General features: G+C 40.1%; 12 protein-coding genes. 7 read left to right on the top strand and 5 right to left on the bottom strand.

What is annotated here, in order from left to right; translation table 11 throughout:
* The first annotated feature begins 6 nt into the window (after nucleotides 1-6).
* The 7 genes from LQ201_RS19555 to LQ201_RS19525 all read left to right on the top strand — a co-directional run bounded on the left by LQ201_RS19555 (nucleotide 7) and on the right by LQ201_RS19525 (nucleotide 9,809).
* Nucleotides 7-3,216 (top strand): TonB-dependent receptor, encoded by a 3,210-nt coding sequence (locus LQ201_RS19555; protein ID WP_230144975.1) that lies wholly within the window; start codon nucleotides 7-9, stop codon nucleotides 3,214-3,216.
* A 31-nt stretch (nucleotides 3,217-3,247) separates the two neighbouring features.
* Nucleotides 3,248-5,038, top strand: a complete 1,791-nt coding sequence (locus LQ201_RS19550; protein WP_230144974.1) for a RagB/SusD family nutrient uptake outer membrane protein — start codon at nucleotides 3,248-3,250, stop codon at nucleotides 5,036-5,038.
* Nucleotides 5,038-5,964, top strand: a complete 927-nt coding sequence (locus tag LQ201_RS19545) for a metallophosphoesterase (RefSeq protein ID WP_230144973.1) — start codon at nucleotides 5,038-5,040, stop codon at nucleotides 5,962-5,964. The genes LQ201_RS19550 and LQ201_RS19545 overlap by 1 nt, the downstream gene beginning before the upstream one ends.
* Nucleotides 5,965-5,974: 10 nt before the next feature.
* Nucleotides 5,975-7,210, top strand: coding sequence for an alkaline phosphatase family protein (locus LQ201_RS19540; RefSeq protein WP_230144972.1), 1,236 nt, complete (start codon nucleotides 5,975-5,977; stop codon nucleotides 7,208-7,210).
* A 280-nt stretch (nucleotides 7,211-7,490) separates the two neighbouring features.
* The gene (locus LQ201_RS19535; protein ID WP_230144971.1) at nucleotides 7,491-8,174 is read left to right on the top strand and encodes a hypothetical protein; all 684 of its coding nucleotides are present in this window, start codon (nucleotides 7,491-7,493) and stop codon (nucleotides 8,172-8,174) included.
* A 48-nt stretch (nucleotides 8,175-8,222) separates the two neighbouring features.
* Entirely contained in the window at nucleotides 8,223-8,918 is a 696-nt protein-coding gene (locus LQ201_RS19530; protein WP_230146672.1) for a hypothetical protein, read from the top strand.
* A 288-nt stretch (nucleotides 8,919-9,206) separates the two neighbouring features.
* Complete coding sequence (locus LQ201_RS19525; RefSeq protein WP_230146671.1) at nucleotides 9,207-9,809, top strand: hypothetical protein; 603 nt, start codon at nucleotides 9,207-9,209, stop codon at nucleotides 9,807-9,809.
* Between the two features lie 40 nt (nucleotides 9,810-9,849).
* Here the strand turns inward: LQ201_RS19525 and LQ201_RS19520 are convergent, their stop codons facing one another.
* The 5 genes from LQ201_RS19520 to LQ201_RS19500 form a co-directional block, all read right to left on the bottom strand.
* A complete protein-coding gene (locus LQ201_RS19520) occupies nucleotides 9,850-10,791 on the bottom strand; it encodes a phosphatase PAP2 family protein (RefSeq protein WP_230144968.1) in 942 nt (313 codons plus the stop codon).
* 1 nt (nucleotide 10,792) lies between these two features.
* Nucleotides 10,793-11,413, bottom strand: a complete 621-nt coding sequence (locus LQ201_RS19515; RefSeq protein WP_230144967.1) for a sterol desaturase family protein — start codon at nucleotides 11,411-11,413, stop codon at nucleotides 10,793-10,795.
* Between the two features lie 398 nt (nucleotides 11,414-11,811).
* A complete protein-coding gene (locus LQ201_RS19510; protein ID WP_230144966.1) occupies nucleotides 11,812-13,101 on the bottom strand; it encodes a DUF4833 domain-containing protein in 1,290 nt (429 codons plus the stop codon).
* An 18-nt stretch (nucleotides 13,102-13,119) separates the two neighbouring features.
* On the bottom strand, nucleotides 13,120-15,663 hold the full coding sequence (locus LQ201_RS19505; RefSeq protein WP_230144965.1) for a DUF5686 and carboxypeptidase-like regulatory domain-containing protein: 2,544 nt from the start codon (nucleotides 15,661-15,663) through the stop codon (nucleotides 13,120-13,122).
* Nucleotides 15,664-16,041: a GtrA family protein gene (locus LQ201_RS19500; protein WP_230144964.1), complete on the bottom strand. Its 378-nt coding sequence runs from the start codon at nucleotides 16,039-16,041 to the stop codon at nucleotides 15,664-15,666.
* Nucleotide 16,042: the final 1 nt, after the last annotated feature.

The following is a 16,042-nucleotide window of genomic DNA, read 5'->3' as shown; positions in this document are numbered from 1 at the left end:
AGAAAAATGAAAAAAAAGCTATTCTGGATGTTCACGCTGTTGATCCTATCCGCTAGTAGCTTTGCTCAAGGGATTGCCATTAAAGGCGTGGTCTCTGACGCAAAGACGGGTGAAACGCTCCCTGCCGTAAACATTACTGTAAAAGGGACAAACCTACACATCGCTACCAACAGCAGCGGTGTTTACGCCTTAAGCAGTGTAAAACCTGATGCCATCCTTATTTTTTCCTACATCGGCTACAAGCAACAGGAAATTGCCGTTAATGGCAGAACAAAAATCGATGTTTCGCTGTCTCCGGACTTTGCCAACCTCGATGAGGTGGTGGTAGTTGGGTTTGGGACAAAGAAAAAAATCAATGTTGCCGGTGCAATTGATCAGATCTCTGGCAAGCAGCTCGAATCGAGACCGGTAACCAATGTATTACAGGGCCTGCAGGGCATTAGCCCCGGGCTGAATATCACTTATGCAGGTGGTGCGCCCGGCAGTGTACCCAACATCAACATCAGGGGATATACTTCCATTAATGGTGGCTCACCATTAATTGTTATTGATGGGATCCCTGCTACAAGCAATGATGATATGTTACGCTTAACCCCGTCTGATATCACTTCGTTTACAGTATTACGCGATGCAGCATCGGCTGCCATTTATGGTGCACGTGCAGCATTTGGGGTAATCCTGATCACCACTAAACAAGGTGCTGCAGGCAATAATGTAATTAGCTACAATACCTTCCAATCGTGGGCAAAACCAACTTTGCTGCCTAAACCGGTAACCGATCCGTATATTTTTTCGAGGGTTTTAGAAACCTCTACCGATAATACACCCTGGGATTATGTAAATTATAATGATGAGTATTATCGATGGGCTAAAGAAAGATCAGATAATCCTTCCATAGCCGACACCCGGTTAAACCCAACCGATCCTACCAAATGGGCTTACATGGGCAGCAACGATTGGTACAATTATTTTTTTAATAACTCAAGTTTATCCAAAAGTCATACCCTTACCTTCTCGGGAGGAGCTACGGTAAACGAAAAACCTTTAACCTATTATCTTTCTGCAGATTACTCAAGAGATAATGGCTTAAATAAACTTACCGCCGATTATTGGGACCGTTACGGATTAAGGTCAAAAGTGGGCTTTTCTCCACTCTCATGGCTTAAAGTTGATAATAACCTGAATATTTATCAGACCAAAAGGGCACTTCCCAACGGAAACATTACCGATCTGTATTACCTCATGCCCACCGATGTGGCTACAAACCCTGATGGAACCTGGGCAAATACCGCTGCAGGTAAACTGGCTGCAAAACTTGTTGATGGAGGAAACAACCTTCAAAATATGTTCGGTTTCCAGAATATTACCAGTGCTACAGCTTTATTTTTAAAAGGCGATCTTCAGGTAAATGCTGATGCATCTTTTAAACGTGAGCTTTGGAAAACACATAACGATAGTAAAAAATACAAAATCGGCTATGGTCCAAATGATATCCGCGAAGAAGGTGGAAACGGTTCAGTAACCGAAAACAATGGTTACCTGTATAACAATGCCTTTAACATATATAGCACCTATAAAAAAACGCTAGGCGATCATTTCTTCAGTGCAATGGTAGGTTTTAATAGCGAAGATTATAGCTATTCTACTGTAAACGCGAGTAAAGATATCCTTATTTCTTCTTCTCTGCCATATTTATCACTTACCAGCGGTACGGCTACAGCCAGTGCAGGTTATTCGGCTTATGCAACCAATAGTGCCTTTTCGAGATTAAATTACACGTACAAAAACAGATATATCCTAGAAGCTACCGGAAGGTATGATGGTTCATCGCGTTTCCCGATAGATAGACGTTGGGGATTTTTCCCTTCTGCATCACTTGCCTGGATAACAAGTGCTGAGGATTTCTTTAAACCATTATTATCTACAGTATCTACCTTCAAACTACGTACCTCGTATGGCGACCTTGGGAACCAGAATGTTGGCGACTTTGGTCATATCCAATCACTTGCCACTGGTACTTCAGGTTATCTGATTGGTGGTAATGGCCAGAACCAGATTATCACCGGTGCCCCAGGATTAAACGTAGATCCACAAACCTATACATGGGAAAGGGTATCTACCTTAAATATGGGTACTGATATTGGATTACTGAACGACAAACTTTCTTTCACATTTGACTATTATATCCGCGATACTAAGGGCATGCTTACTGCCGGACAGGAACTGCCAGGTGTGTTGGGTACCGGTGTACCACGCCAGAATTCAGCTGATCTGCGCACCAAGGGCTGGGAACTTTCGGTAACTTATAGAGATAGATTTGATCTCGGTTCGAAACCTTTCAGCTTTGATGCAAAAGTATTCCTGGCCGATTCTAAAGCCAAAATTACAAAGTTCAAAAATGACCAGAAACTATTTTCAAATTACCGTGAAGGACAGGTTCTTGGGGAGATATGGGGACTACAAAATGATGGCGTTTTTCGCAGTAAAGCAGAAATTGCTGCTTTAGATGAGTCTGCACTTATTCCATGGGGTGCCCTTTCTATTGTTGAGGGATGGCCAAAATACGTAGATCTTGACGGCAACAAGAAAATAGAAAAAGGACTGAGCTCAAACGATCCTAAGGATTTAAAAATCATTGGAAACAGTTCTGACCGTTATACCATTGGTGCCAACCTAAATATGGATTGGGCTGGTTTTGATCTTTCTGTATTTTTACAAGGTGTGCTAAAAAGAGACTTTTATCCTCATCACTATCTTTTTTGGGGGCCTTATCAACAGCCATATGCCAACGTTTACCCCTGGAACCTTGATTTTTACCGTGGAGCAGCCGATTCGCCAGAGCAAAGGGCTAAACACTCGGCTTCATATATTGCTGCCGGACTTGCTGATGCCAATACCGATTCGCAATACCCGGTATTACAATCGTGGCTTGCTGATGCCAATTATGGCTCAGGTTTAGATATTCCCCAAACCAAATATTTGCTAAATGGTGCTTACTTAAGAATCAAAAATGTATCGCTTGGTTATACGCTACCGGTTCAATGGACCAAAAAATTCCATGTAAACCGTCTTCGTGTATTTGTTACAGGAGAAAACTTATATGAATTTTCTTCGATCAAGAAGTTTATCGACCCTGAAGCAGTTAATCAAGGACCAAGTGCCTGGGCATATCCTTATCAACGCAGATATGCTTTTGGTTTAAATCTCGATTTTTAACCTAAGCCCTCACATTTAAATCATTTTAAAAATGAAAAAGTATATATATATCGTATTTATTGCAGCTGCAGGTATGCTCGCAGCCTGTAAAAAAGCTGGGCTGGACCGTTTTCCACAAACCTCCATCTCCCCCAACCTGTTCTTTAATACTGAAAGTGATCTTTCGCTTTACGTAAATGGGCTACTCTCTCAGCCAGACCGCAATACTTATCTTAACGATCAGAGTACAGATAACGTAGCCACCACCGCGGCAGTTGAGGTAAAAAATGTCATGACGGGCAATACGAATGCCCAGAATATTACATCTGGCTGGAGTTGGGGCAGATTAAGAAACATTAATTACTTTCTGGAAAACTATGGAAAAGCGCAGGTTTCTGCTGTCGTTAAAAACCACTATGCAGGTTTGGCCAGGTATTACCGTGCCGAATTCTACTTGGATAAAGTAAAGCGTTTTTCTGATGTACCCTGGTATTCAGGCACATTGGAACCAGGCGATGAAGAACTTTACAAAGCTCGTGATTCAAGGACATTGATTGCCGACAGTATAATGGCAGATCTGGATTTTGCCTATAAAAATGTACGGGAAAGCGTTCCGGTGGGTACTCCAGGGAAATGGGCAGTAGCTACTTTGTATGCACGGGCAGCACTTTACGAGGGTACTTATCGTAAATACCATAACGAACTGAATTTAAGCAGTTCAGCAAATACTTTTTTAGAAACTGCAGCAAGAATTTCTGGTGAGATCATCGCTGGTAAAAAATTTAACATTTACAATACAGGAAAGCCGGAACAAGATTATGCAACGCTTTTCTCTAGTCAGGATTTAACTGCCAATAGCGAAGTGATTTTGGTTAACATCTTCGACCTGAGTAAGAGCAAAAGCCAGAATGTGAATTCGACTGTATTTGGCGATTATGAGCAGGCACCAGCGAAAGATCTGTTACAAACCTACTTAATGAGAGATGGAAGTAGGTTTACTGATGTAGCAAACTACGCACAACTGGGTTTTGTAGCAGAATTTAAAAACCGTGACCCGCGAATGTCGCAGACCATGGTTTACCCGGGGTGGATAAGAGTACCCGATCCTACACCGTATATTCAGCGCTTAAATAAAAACTTTACAGGTTATCATCAGTTGAAAGGTTATGTAAACAGTACCGATAACTCGATCTTAAATAGTGTAGATTTTCCGGTATACCGTTATGCAGAAGTGCTGTTAACCTATGCTGAAGCACTTGCCGAATTAGGCACATTAACACAGACGCAGCTAGACCAATCGGTAAATTTAATTCGCAAAAGAGCAGGCTTGCCTGATCTTAATCTGGCAACGGCAAACGCCAATCCCGATCCTGCGTTGCAGTTGCAATATCCAAATGTTACCGCTAACGCAGGTGTTATACTCGAAATTAGGAGGGAACGCAGGGTAGAATATGCTTTCGAAAACATGCGCTTTGACGATTTAATGCGCTGGAAGGTGGGTAAACTGCTAACCAAAAGTCCTGAAGGCATGTACTTCGCCGGATTGGGCAAATATGATCTTACGGGTGATGGGGTTGAAGATATTATTCTGATTGACAGAACGGCAACCATACCTGGCGAAGACCAGAAAGAAAAAAACTCACTTGGGGTAAAACTTATTTATTACCGTGCAGGATTAATCGGAACTGATGCAACGGTTTATTTAAAGAACGGCAACACTGGAGGTAATATCGTAACAGAAAATGTGGTTAGAATTTTTGAGGAACCAAAATTCTATTATCGCCCTATTCCGCAACAACAAGTAATCCTAAACCCTAAGCTTAAACAAATTTTTGGTTGGTAATGATGACAGAAATAAAAAGAAGGTCTTTACTAAAGGCCATAGGGATCTCAGCAGGTGCTGCATTTTCAGGTACATTACCAGCGCTGGCTTCAGAAGCATTTTTGGATAAACCAAAAGGTAAAAAACTGATGCTTACTGTCCCACATATTACCGATGTGCACATACGTGCCGGAGAAAATGCTCCTGAGCGATTTAAAGCATGTTTAAAACAGATTATCAGCAAATATAAAGTTGATTTCTTTTTAAACGGAGGAGATTCGATTAACGATGCTTCTTACGATAATGTAGTACGCAATCAGGTAACCGAACAATGGGGTATTTGGGATGATTGCATTAAAACAATTGATAAATACGAAATACACAGCTGTATTGGCAACCATGATACCTGGTGGAAAGCGCCCACAAAAGAGGATGAAATGTATGGGAAGAACTATGTTGTGAAACGGCTGAAAATTTCTAACCGTTATTATAGTTTCTCCAAAAAGAACTGGCATTTTATCATTCTTGATGGAAATAACAGCAAAATTTCGCTTGATGATGAGCAGTATAACTGGCTTGAGCAGGAATTAAAAAACCTGCCCGCTGGCACACCTACCCTGCTCATGTCGCATTATCCAATCCTAGGCACCACCCAGGTATTGGTTGGTGGCGGACATTCGGATTGTAAAAAACTGAAAGATCTTTTCTACAAACACCGCGATAAGGTAAAAATCTGCCTGAGTGGCCATAACCATCTTTCCGATCAAACCGTTTACAATGGTGTTCGATACTGTTGCAATGGAGCCATGAGTGGTTTTTGGTGGGGCAAGGGCGATGCAGAATCGGCAGGCCCAGGTTATTATCTGGAAACGCCACCCGGATATGCAATACTTAAAATGTACGATGATGGAACAGTTGAAAATGAATATTTTCCACACACTTTCTAATACTAGAACTATGTTATTAAAGACAATTATTTTCGCTTGTTGTATTTCTTTATCCCTGTCGGGATTTGCTCAAAATAGGCCTCGTAAAGTGGTTTATGTAATAGCCGACGGCATCCCTGCCGATGTAATGGAACGTCTGGAGTTACCTAATTTCAAAAAGATCATCTCAGCAGGATCCTACTCGCGTATGCATGTGGGTGGTGATAAAGCAAGTTACAATGAAACACCAACCATATCTGCCGTTGGTTATAATAGTTTACTTACTGGAACATGGGTAAACAAACACAATGTACCAGATAACGACATTAAAGCCCCCAATTACAATTATCAACACATTTTCAGGTTGTTTAAAAATCAATACCCTGAGAAAAAAACAGGAATTTTTTCCAGCTGGACCGATAACCGGACGAAGTTGCTTGGCGACGGCCTTCCTGAAACAGGAAACTTTAAGCCTGATTTTGTAGCAGATGGTTTTGAGATAGATACTGTTCGTTTTAAACATGATAAAAATTCGGCCTACATGCACCTTATTGATGAGGAAGTAGTTAAACAGGCTGCAAACACCATTCATGATAAGGCGCCTGATCTTTCCTGGGTATACCTGGAATATACGGATGATATGGGACATCGATACGGTGATAGTCCAGCGTTTTATAATGCTGTTGAGATGCTGGATAAACAAATGGGCCAGATTTGGGATGCCATTACTTACCGTCAACAGAAATTTAAAGAAGATTGGCTGATTATAATTACAACGGATCATGGACGTGATGAAAAAACTGGCCGCGGACATGGTGGACAATCTGAGCGTCAACGTTCTACCTGGATGGTGAGCAATTATAAAAACCTGAATATTTACGCTCAATACTTCGATCTTGGCATAGTAGATATCATGCCTTCCATTGCCGATTATCTTAACGTAAAACTACCAAAAAGTGTAAAACAGGAAATTGACGGTACATCATTCATTGGCCCAGTTTCCATATCAGCACTAAAAGCAAATTATGTACAAGACCACCTCGACATTAGCTGGAAAGCACTGGAAAAGACAGGAAAAGTAAAAATTTTGCTGGCAACTACCAACGCGTTTAAAACAGGAGGAAAAGATGACTATCATTTATTAGGAGAGGTTGACGTTAGTCAGCAACATTATTTTGCAGATCTTAAAAACTACCCATCCTCTTTCTATAAACTCTTACTGGAAGCACCAGATAACATGCTCAACAAATGGATAAGCGTTAAATAATTAGTTTCATTCCTAATTCCAATAAATTATCTCTCTAAGCCCAATGGTTGATCGTGAACGATCAACCATTGGGCTTTTTAATTACTTATGGCACTTATCATATTTCCTGCAAGCTGTTTTAACTTGGTATCAGGTTACTCATAGGCGATACCCATATAAGCTTATTTATAATGTTCATTTAAAATAATCCGAACTTTTTTAACTCATTTGATGTTAGATATTTAGCTATAGCAATCAAATTAACGGGACTAATAATTTGTAAACCTTAATCCCACATAATATGAAATTATTCCGATGCACGCTAATTCTATCACTTATACTGGTTATCCAGCAGCTAAAAGCACAAAACGACAGCAGTTTTGTTAGTCTTTTGAATAAAAAATCGGTTCAGTTAAATGTAGGTACACAAGGTATTGGCGCTGAATTTATTTACGGGGTATTGCCAGAACTTGCTGTAAGAGGAGGCCTTAACTTCATCCCAATTAAAGCAAATGACGTATTCAAAATTTCAGGATTTAATTCCACATCCAATGTAGCAGCCGATTTTTACAATATTCATGCTTTTGCAGATTATGTACCGTTTAAAAATGCTGCATGGTTTCGCATGGTTGGCGGCTTTTCTTACTTTTTTAAAGCAAAGGGCAACCTTAGGGTAATTCCATCTGACGATTATAAATATGGCGACTTGGTACTCACAGAAGACCAAATCGGTTATGTAGACCTTTCAGTTGATTGGAGAGGCCTTGCACCTTACCTCGGGGTAGCTTTTGCGCACACCTTCCCCCGCAAAAAATTTAACATTAATGTAGATGTAGGGACCTATTACCTCAGCAAACCAAAGGCAAAAGTAGTAGGTACAGGTTTATTGGAAGGCAATTCATCTCAAACCTCCCAACTACAAAACAACATAAAAGATTATCGCTGGCTCCCAACTGTTCAAATCAATTTTAATTTTAAACTGTAAAAATTTAAGATCATGTTTAGAATAAAGACAATGTGTATGGTACTAATAATGTGCATACTTTCTGCCTGCAAAAAGCCTACTGAAAATATAAAAATTGTAATCGATACTGACGTAATAAAGTACACCGCAATGATAAATGTTACAGATGGGCAAGATGGGAGCCCCGCTCCTGCAAATTCAACCATCACCATATCAGGCAATGCCGCCAGCAATATTTATGAACTTTCAGGTAAAAAGAATATCCAGTTAAGTGCCGGCATGGTTACCATAGGCCTGCACCCGAGTATTGCTCCCACAGCAGATCAGCCGATTAGTGTTATTGCTGAAATTAATGCCCCAGGATACAACAAAGAATCCAGACAGATTACCTTCTCGGCGGAAAAGAAACAACAGGTGGTTAACATCCAATTAACCCGAACAGGCTCAACTGCGCCGCCCGTAGTTACGCCACCACCTCCGGTTTATAATAATGTTTCTTTAACGTTTACCGGCCGATGCCCTAACCGAACGGATGTAGAGATCAGGCCAAGCGTTTATGTTTACTTTCGTGCTGCAGGCAGCAATGCAGCCTTTCAATACCTGGGCTATATGGATAAAGGAAATATCAGTACAAATTTGCTGGCACAAAATGCAAGCTATGATTTCCAGATCGTTTTTGGCGGCGAAACCTATAAGGTAAATCAAAAAATAGATCAAACGGCTTATAATTTAACCATAGATATGCCGGCAGCCTGTAATTTCTAAATCCAGAAGCGTTTAGCTTAATTGAATAACATAGACAAAAAACTATATTTTAACTTCGGAATATTCGTACTTTTTAACCAATTTTTAGGATTTATAGACCTTTTTTAGCAATGGTTCTTGAGCGAAATTTGTAATCTAACTTATCGGCAGAACCATGTTTATTAATTTTTCTAGCTGATGACAATACAAATTCAATAAAAAATGGTCAGTCCCACTATCTCATCAAGCCCCAGCGGTTTAAAAACTGCTATTATCCGATTTCTTATTTATGGTTCAATAATGGTTTTATTGTCTGAATTTCTGAAGTGGAATGTACAGCATGAAGCAGGACGTAATAAATTCAATGAACAATCAATTGTAGAATATGTACAGAGCTTGCTGCTACTATTAAGTGCCCTTACTTACCTTTATATTTCATTTAAACATAAATCATCATTCCCACTTGCTTTTGCGTTATTTAGCTTCACAATGGCGTCTCTCATCAGGGAGCAAGACGCTTTTCTTGATGAACATGTTTATGATGGAGCGTGGCAAACCGGCGCTTTTGGTCTGCTTTTTCTTGCAGTTATTATTGTATATAGAAATAAAGGACTCTTTTTTTCTAACCTAAACGGTTTTGTAAACAAATTTTCCTTTGGGATGCTGTTATCCGGAATTTTAACTACTTATATTTTCGCACGTTTATATGGTAGAAAAGTGTTCTGGATGGCCGTTATGGAAAATCAATATACCCGTGATGTGAAGAATGTATCAGAAGAATCGCTCGAACTTTTTGGCTATACACTCATCCTAATCGCTAGTGTAGAATTTTACCTGCTTGCGAAAGCAAAAAGCAATAAGCAAGCAGTAACAATGCGCAGCAGCCAAACACCATTTAACCTTTCGGCATAATATACTAAAGACAGTATTAGACGGATCAATGCCTGATTGCCTAATTACTAATGGCATTGATCAGGTTTTTCACAAAGTGCTTCAAACCTGTATTGCGCATTAAATAATTGAAAGAAATGATACCCAAAAATGCGCAGCTTAATCCGGCTAAAACATCAAGCGTATAATGATGACTGGTATAAACAGCCGAAAACCAGATGCCAATCATCACGGCAGCAAAAAAAATATTGATCTTACCCAACCGGTTTTTTAAGCCATAATAAACAACAATAACGGGATAAGATGAGTGCAGCGATGGCATGGCCGCAAATACATTAGAACCTTTACTGTATATGCCATGAAAAAGTGTAATGTTAAAATAATGGTCAAACCGGGCCAATCCCGCAGTATTGCCAGCAGTTTTCGCAATAAATTCGAAGCCATGTTCCTGCACATACCATGGTGGTGCAGCCGGGAAAGCATAGTACAACACAAAACCTAACAAATTTACCCAAACAAAGGTGAGTGAAAACCGAACAAACTGTTCCTTATTTTTAAAGAAAAGATAAGTAGCAAATGCCAGGGGAACTGGTACCCACATCAGGTAGAAAAACCCGGTCAATACATCCAAAAATGCAGTACTGTTTATTTTCCAATACTCGTTGGGTGTAAGTATTAAGCCATGGTAATTAATGCCGAAAGTATTTTTTTCCAAGTCATATAAATCTTCAATATGTACCGTGTTAAAAAGATAGTTTGGAAAGGCTTTCATGTAATCGAACAGAATCCAGTAGACAATAAAGATTGAAAAGCCGAGGATAAACTGCCTGGTTCCCTTCGAAATAAAAAACAGAGCATTAAAAATAAAAATCAGCACCAGCTGATCGGTTTTAAAGCCAACCAGTAGTACTGATAACAATAGATATCCAACAGATATAGCAACTGTTAGATAAATATTCCGAAGATTATAAAAACTGTTTTTAAGCAATACCTCTTGCTGCATGTTATTTTTTATCAAAATTAGACCTAAAAATATGATCCCAAAAAGTCCAGCTTACCCCATAACCCTTGGTCGAATCGGAATAATGGTGAAGCATATGGTGCTGTTTTAACTGTTTCCAGAAACCGCTTTTAAAATTGGCATGGTGAAGTGCATAATGTACCATATCGTAAAAGAGATAACCGATCATAAAGCCTGAGAAAAATGGGTAAACCACTGTATCGGGCAATAACCAATCGAAAAGAAAATAAAAACCCAAAGCCATAGGAATACTGGCTGAGGGCGGCATGACCAATCTTTTGGCATCGTTGGGATAATCGTGGTGTACACCATGAAAAATAAAATGGATTTTCTTGCCCCATTCCACATCTGGCTCGAAATGAAACACGTAGCGGTGCAAGATATATTCAGTGATTGTCCAAATGCCAAGGCCAAGCAAAAACCAACCTGCAAAGTTCAAAACAGGCATTTCGATTTCCCAAAGCGCTTTCCAAAAAAGAAAGGCAATAACCGGAACATAAACAATTAAAGGCACATAAAACCTAACTTTTGATAGGCTTTCTAAAAAGTCGTTTTTAAACATCCTGATAGATGCTGTCGAATTTGAAACAAAATTCTTTTTCATTGGTAATATTTTTAACTGGTCTTCGACTCCTCATCTAGTCCGTCATCTCGACTGGAGCAAGGCGAAATGGAGAGATCTTTAAACTGTGTTAAAGGGTCTTCGACTCCGCTCAGACTGACATTCAACTCTATTTACATTCGGTCGTCATCTCGACTGAAGCAAGGCGAAATGGAGAGATCTATCTTTTAGATTTCCCGGCTTCGTTGCACTTCGCTCGAAATGACGTGTAGAGCGGACTCCGCTCAGACTGACAAATCGATATAAATTTTAATAAATGGGTCGTCATTGCGAGGCACGAAGCAATCTTAAAGCGATCGCTATAGCCCCCATAGTTTAAGATTGCTTCGTCGGCTGAAAAAGCCTTCTCGCAATGACGAACTTTGTGAGAACGCCCTCCGCTAAACCTTAATCCTTTCAACTAACACTTTTGATGGCTCTGAAGCATCAAAACCTTTTATTTCTACATATTTTACATTCGGAAACCAAAAGGTACCGCCCTCAATCCGAAGGAATATCCGTTCTAGCTGCATTTTTTTATTGTTAATGGTGGCAAAAACATGGTATTTTTTATCTGCACCAGATTTATTTAAATACATCGGCAGTTTTTTATGCGAGGTAAACCGCAGTTCGAACTGGCCGTTACCCAGATTTTTGCTGATAATACCATAAGCAAATTTCCGCTGGATATAACTCAGTTCTTTCTTTTCACCTTTATCTCCGTAGCGCATCCAAAACACATTTACAGGTTGATCCTTATTCACTACGCCATTTTTATCTACATTTAACTGACAGATAATGGTATTGGTATTTGGATCGCGCTGTAAATAAAACAGCTGATTATTAATATCTTTTGGTGTTGGAAAAGTAATCGGAGAAGGATCTGATCCCTGCGCGTTTGCATTAAAAGAAAGCATTCCGGTTAAACTTCCCATTAATACCAAACCGGCAATTAATGCAGCTTTGTTATTTCCTTTTCGCTCATTAAATTCTTGCGCTTCGAGTCCTTTTTTGGCTTCCTGTAACCTTTTAACAGCTGTGATATTGGTTAATACCGCCATTAGGGTAATGGGCATGGTAAAAATCGACATCGTTTCGAAAACATGGAATGAAACACCTGGTACATAAACTTTGTAATTGCCGCCAATAAAATGACCTGCAATACCACAGGCTATGGCAAAAACGCCAATGGTTACTACCCTTTCCGGTCTTTGCATTAAACCGCCTTTACACTCCACACCTAATCCCTCGGCCCTTGCACGGGTATAACTCACCATCATCGAGCCGATCAATGCGATAAATGCGAATAGTGAACTTAAAAAGTAATGATGCGCAACCAGGTAATAACAGATGCCCAAAAACATGATCATTTCGCTATAACGGTCGAGCACCGAATCGTACAAAGCACCAAACTTCGAACTCATGTTGCCTAATCGCGCCACCTGACCGTCGAGCATATCGAACAGGCCTGCAAAAAGCACCAGTGCCCCTCCCCAACCGATGTAAGACATATCGCCGCGGTTCGATTTTTCGGCACCGAGCACAAAAATAACCGCCACACCGATATTCAGGATCAGGCCAATGGTCGTCACCGCATTAGGCGTTAAACCTATTTTTATCAATCCCTTTACAAAAGGGTTAATCACTTTATATATGCCCTGTTGCAGGCTGTCCCTCAGATTTTTTTCCATAGCTTTTTTTCTTATTTCTTAAAAATCAAATTTTACCCTTGCCCTTATTCCCCACTCCGAAACCTCCGGATTATTGAGGTAGTTGAACCGCTTCACCACGTCGACCCTTAATAATTTAAAGATATTGCCTACACCAACACTACCTTCCATATAGGGCTCGTTACCCAATGCATAAGTTCTTTGTGCACCATTTTCGTAAACGGGAAACTGGTACAGCCCCGATTGGAAATTTGGGTTATTTTCATTTCTCAACCCACCATATAGGGCTTTGAATGACACCACTTCCCTCAACTTTAATTTTTTGATCAATGGTACTTTATTAAAAAAGAAGCCGTTAAAATTGTGGTCGATATTGATGCTTACATAGTGATCGCTCACAAATTCAAGAAAGTTCATCAGGTTGTAAGAGTTGAGCTGATAAGCGTAAGTTTGGTTGGCACGGTGTATGGCCAATAAAGGGAAAGGCACTTTTCCGGCGATATAACCACCTTCGAAAGTTACATCGCTATAGCCTAACTGCGATAAATAAAAACGTTTATCGATGCTTCCCATTAAGTTATGGTAATTGTATTCGCCACCGAAAACGCCCTTTAAACCTGCGGTATAACGCAAATTAAATACCGGATAACGATCGGCAATGGGCACACGGTAGATCTTGCCCTGATAAAACTTTTCATTCGGCGCGTACCTTAATTGCAGGGAAATTTCACTGGTACTTAACCGGTTAACAGACTGATTTGCGCCGTTTAGGTAATTGAGTCCGCCGGCAGGCGTTTGGCTCCACTTTTTAAACCCGAGGTTATAAGAAAAGTGATTTTCGAATTCTTTAACATAATCTAAACGATAAAAATCGTTGTAGAGCAACATATCATTTACCCCACGTTTAAACGAGAGCAGGAAATTATCTTCCTGCACAAACTGGAGTTCTTGTCCGGGAATTTTTGTATCGCGCTGAAAACTGGCTCTAACGTAGTTCTGGGGGAATTCGTAGATCGATTTGTTATTCAGCGAATACGTTCCGGAAAGGAAAAACTTCCATTTCTCATCTTTAATCCCATAAGCCAAATAATTTTCGAAATAATAACGTTTACTCAGTTCAGGCGTTGTTCGGCCGCCCACCCGCAGCCTTAAGCCTTCTACATTGTTAAAGCTATAAAATGTATTTACCGGGCCAATTTCATAGGGGCCTAAATTCTGATAACCAGCAAATAAAAGCGTAACGATTTTCATCGTCCGTTTAAAAGACGGCAGGTTTTGCAGGGTATCGATATTGCCGTAAATCTTCAGCTGGTTTTTCGAAATGGTATCCAGTCTGTTTTGCTCCCAGAATTTATCGTCTTTTTTTGCTGCATCGGCCCGCACAACGGTACTTTTCCCTTGAAAAATAGTATCAGGCAGAACCGTATCAAACTGGTAATTCTTATAGGTAACGGTGCGCTCGCCGGTAAAACCTATGCCTTTGGTTTTGCCAATACCAAAATCGGCCAACAGATTACTTTTGCTCAAACTGTATTTGCCTTTGTTGTTGGCTTCAAAATCGAGATCGACTTTTAATGCACGTACAAAATTGAGGTTAATGTTTTTATTTACCCCAAATGAAGCACCCGTAACGGCGTAGTGGCTATCGTTCGTTACATAAATCTTTCCTTCGAACAACATATCGTTTGTATTGCGTGGCGTAAAAGACAGCTCGATGACCTCAGGCTTTTGATTTTTTAACGTATCGGTAATAAAAAACTTATAAAAAGCAGGTGCCCCATCCGAAATCGGACTTAGAAATTCGTTGCTGATTACAGAGATGTTATTTTTATAGATATCAATATCCTGATACATCCTATCGAAATAGGTTTTCATTCCTTTATTATCGATGTACCTGCTATCGAAGTTTACCTGTTTTTCGGCAATAACAACAGTTTTATTTCTTTCCGGATCTTTACTGAGGTAGCTATCGGCTAGTTTCTCCTGAATGTACACCGGCAAGAGGTTTTTTCCGCCAATTAAGGTCGAATCCTGTTCCTGAAATAAAAACTGATAATTTCTGAACATCTTTTTGTTCTTAAACTTTTCCGAAACATTGCTCAACGAGAACAACATCTTCTCATACTGCCTAAAAGACACCGTATTGTAACTCTTAATCCGGTTTTCATCTTTATGGGCAATTACCTGGCGGATCAATTCGACCGCCGGATTATCTTTATTGCGGTATCTCACCTTTTTTCCACCAACAATGACCACTTCATCCAGTGCTTTTGAATCAGGAACCAATGCAATATCGAGTTCCTGCGTTGCAGATGGCATAACATTTTTAAAAACTGCCCGATAACCTACATAGTTAAAAGTGATTTCGCTTTGTGGATCGGGAGAAACCAATGTATACTTTCCGTTCACATCGGTCTGTATGCCTATTTTAGTGTCTTTAAAAAAGACGGAAACATTCGGCAGTGTTTCTTTGGTTACGGCATCGCGCACCGTTCCCGACACTGCGGTTCTTTGGCCAAAAGCATTTACCTGCAAAATAAAACTGAGCACCACGAGGAGAAAAAATGAATAGATCGGTTTCATTTAACTTGAAAAAATAAACTGCTTTTGCATGATATAATTGTAGCTTACCCCGGTTAAAACTGAGCTAAGCACTTTAGCGAGAACATAATTAAGATTAAAAAAATGGGTGAGCACAAACACACCCGCGGTTACGATAATGAGATTGCCTGTCCATACCAAAATGTATTTTAAGATCTGCCATTTAATCGCTGTAGATTCACTTTCGAAAACCCATTTACGGTTCACATAAAAATTAACAGCACCGCCTGTAACCGTACCGGTAATACTTGCTGCCAGATACCACCAGCCAAAAAGATTTGCGGCAATGATGGTCACACCAAAATCTGTTGCCGAGGCCACTAATGATGATGCCTGTGCTTTTAGATAAGTGAACATCATG

Origin of the sequence: Pedobacter sp. Bi126 (assembly GCF_918698245.1) — a bacterium.
Taxonomy (GTDB): Bacteria; Bacteroidota; Bacteroidia; order Sphingobacteriales; family Sphingobacteriaceae; genus Pedobacter.
The sequence above is the reverse complement of the archived record's forward strand: the minus strand, read 5'-3'. Positions and strand labels throughout refer to the sequence as shown.

Excerpts from the sequence above, each read along its gene's own strand:
- LQ201_RS19555 (WP_230144975.1), top strand. The coding sequence starts at position 7 with ATGAAAAAAAAGCTATTCTGGATGTTCACGCTGTTGATCCTATCCGCT.
- LQ201_RS19550 (WP_230144974.1), top strand. The coding sequence starts at position 3,248 with ATGAAAAAGTATATATATATCGTATTTATTGCAGCTGCAGGTATGCTC.
- LQ201_RS19545 (WP_230144973.1), top strand. The coding sequence starts at position 5,038 with ATGATGACAGAAATAAAAAGAAGGTCTTTACTAAAGGCCATAGGGATC.
- LQ201_RS19540 (WP_230144972.1), top strand. The coding sequence starts at position 5,975 with ATGTTATTAAAGACAATTATTTTCGCTTGTTGTATTTCTTTATCCCTG.
- LQ201_RS19535 (WP_230144971.1), top strand. The coding sequence starts at position 7,491 with ATGAAATTATTCCGATGCACGCTAATTCTATCACTTATACTGGTTATC.
- LQ201_RS19530 (WP_230146672.1), top strand. The coding sequence starts at position 8,223 with ATGTGCATACTTTCTGCCTGCAAAAAGCCTACTGAAAATATAAAAATT.
- LQ201_RS19520 (WP_230144968.1), bottom strand. The coding sequence starts at position 10,791 with ATGCAGCAAGAGGTATTGCTTAAAAACAGTTTTTATAATCTTCGGAAT.
- LQ201_RS19515 (WP_230144967.1), bottom strand. The coding sequence starts at position 11,413 with ATGAAAAAGAATTTTGTTTCAAATTCGACAGCATCTATCAGGATGTTT.
- LQ201_RS19510 (WP_230144966.1), bottom strand. The coding sequence starts at position 13,101 with ATGGAAAAAAATCTGAGGGACAGCCTGCAACAGGGCATATATAAAGTG.
- LQ201_RS19505 (WP_230144965.1), bottom strand. The coding sequence starts at position 15,663 with ATGAAACCGATCTATTCATTTTTTCTCCTCGTGGTGCTCAGTTTTATT.
- LQ201_RS19500 (WP_230144964.1), bottom strand. The coding sequence starts at position 16,041 with ATGATGTTCACTTATCTAAAAGCACAGGCATCATCATTAGTGGCCTCG.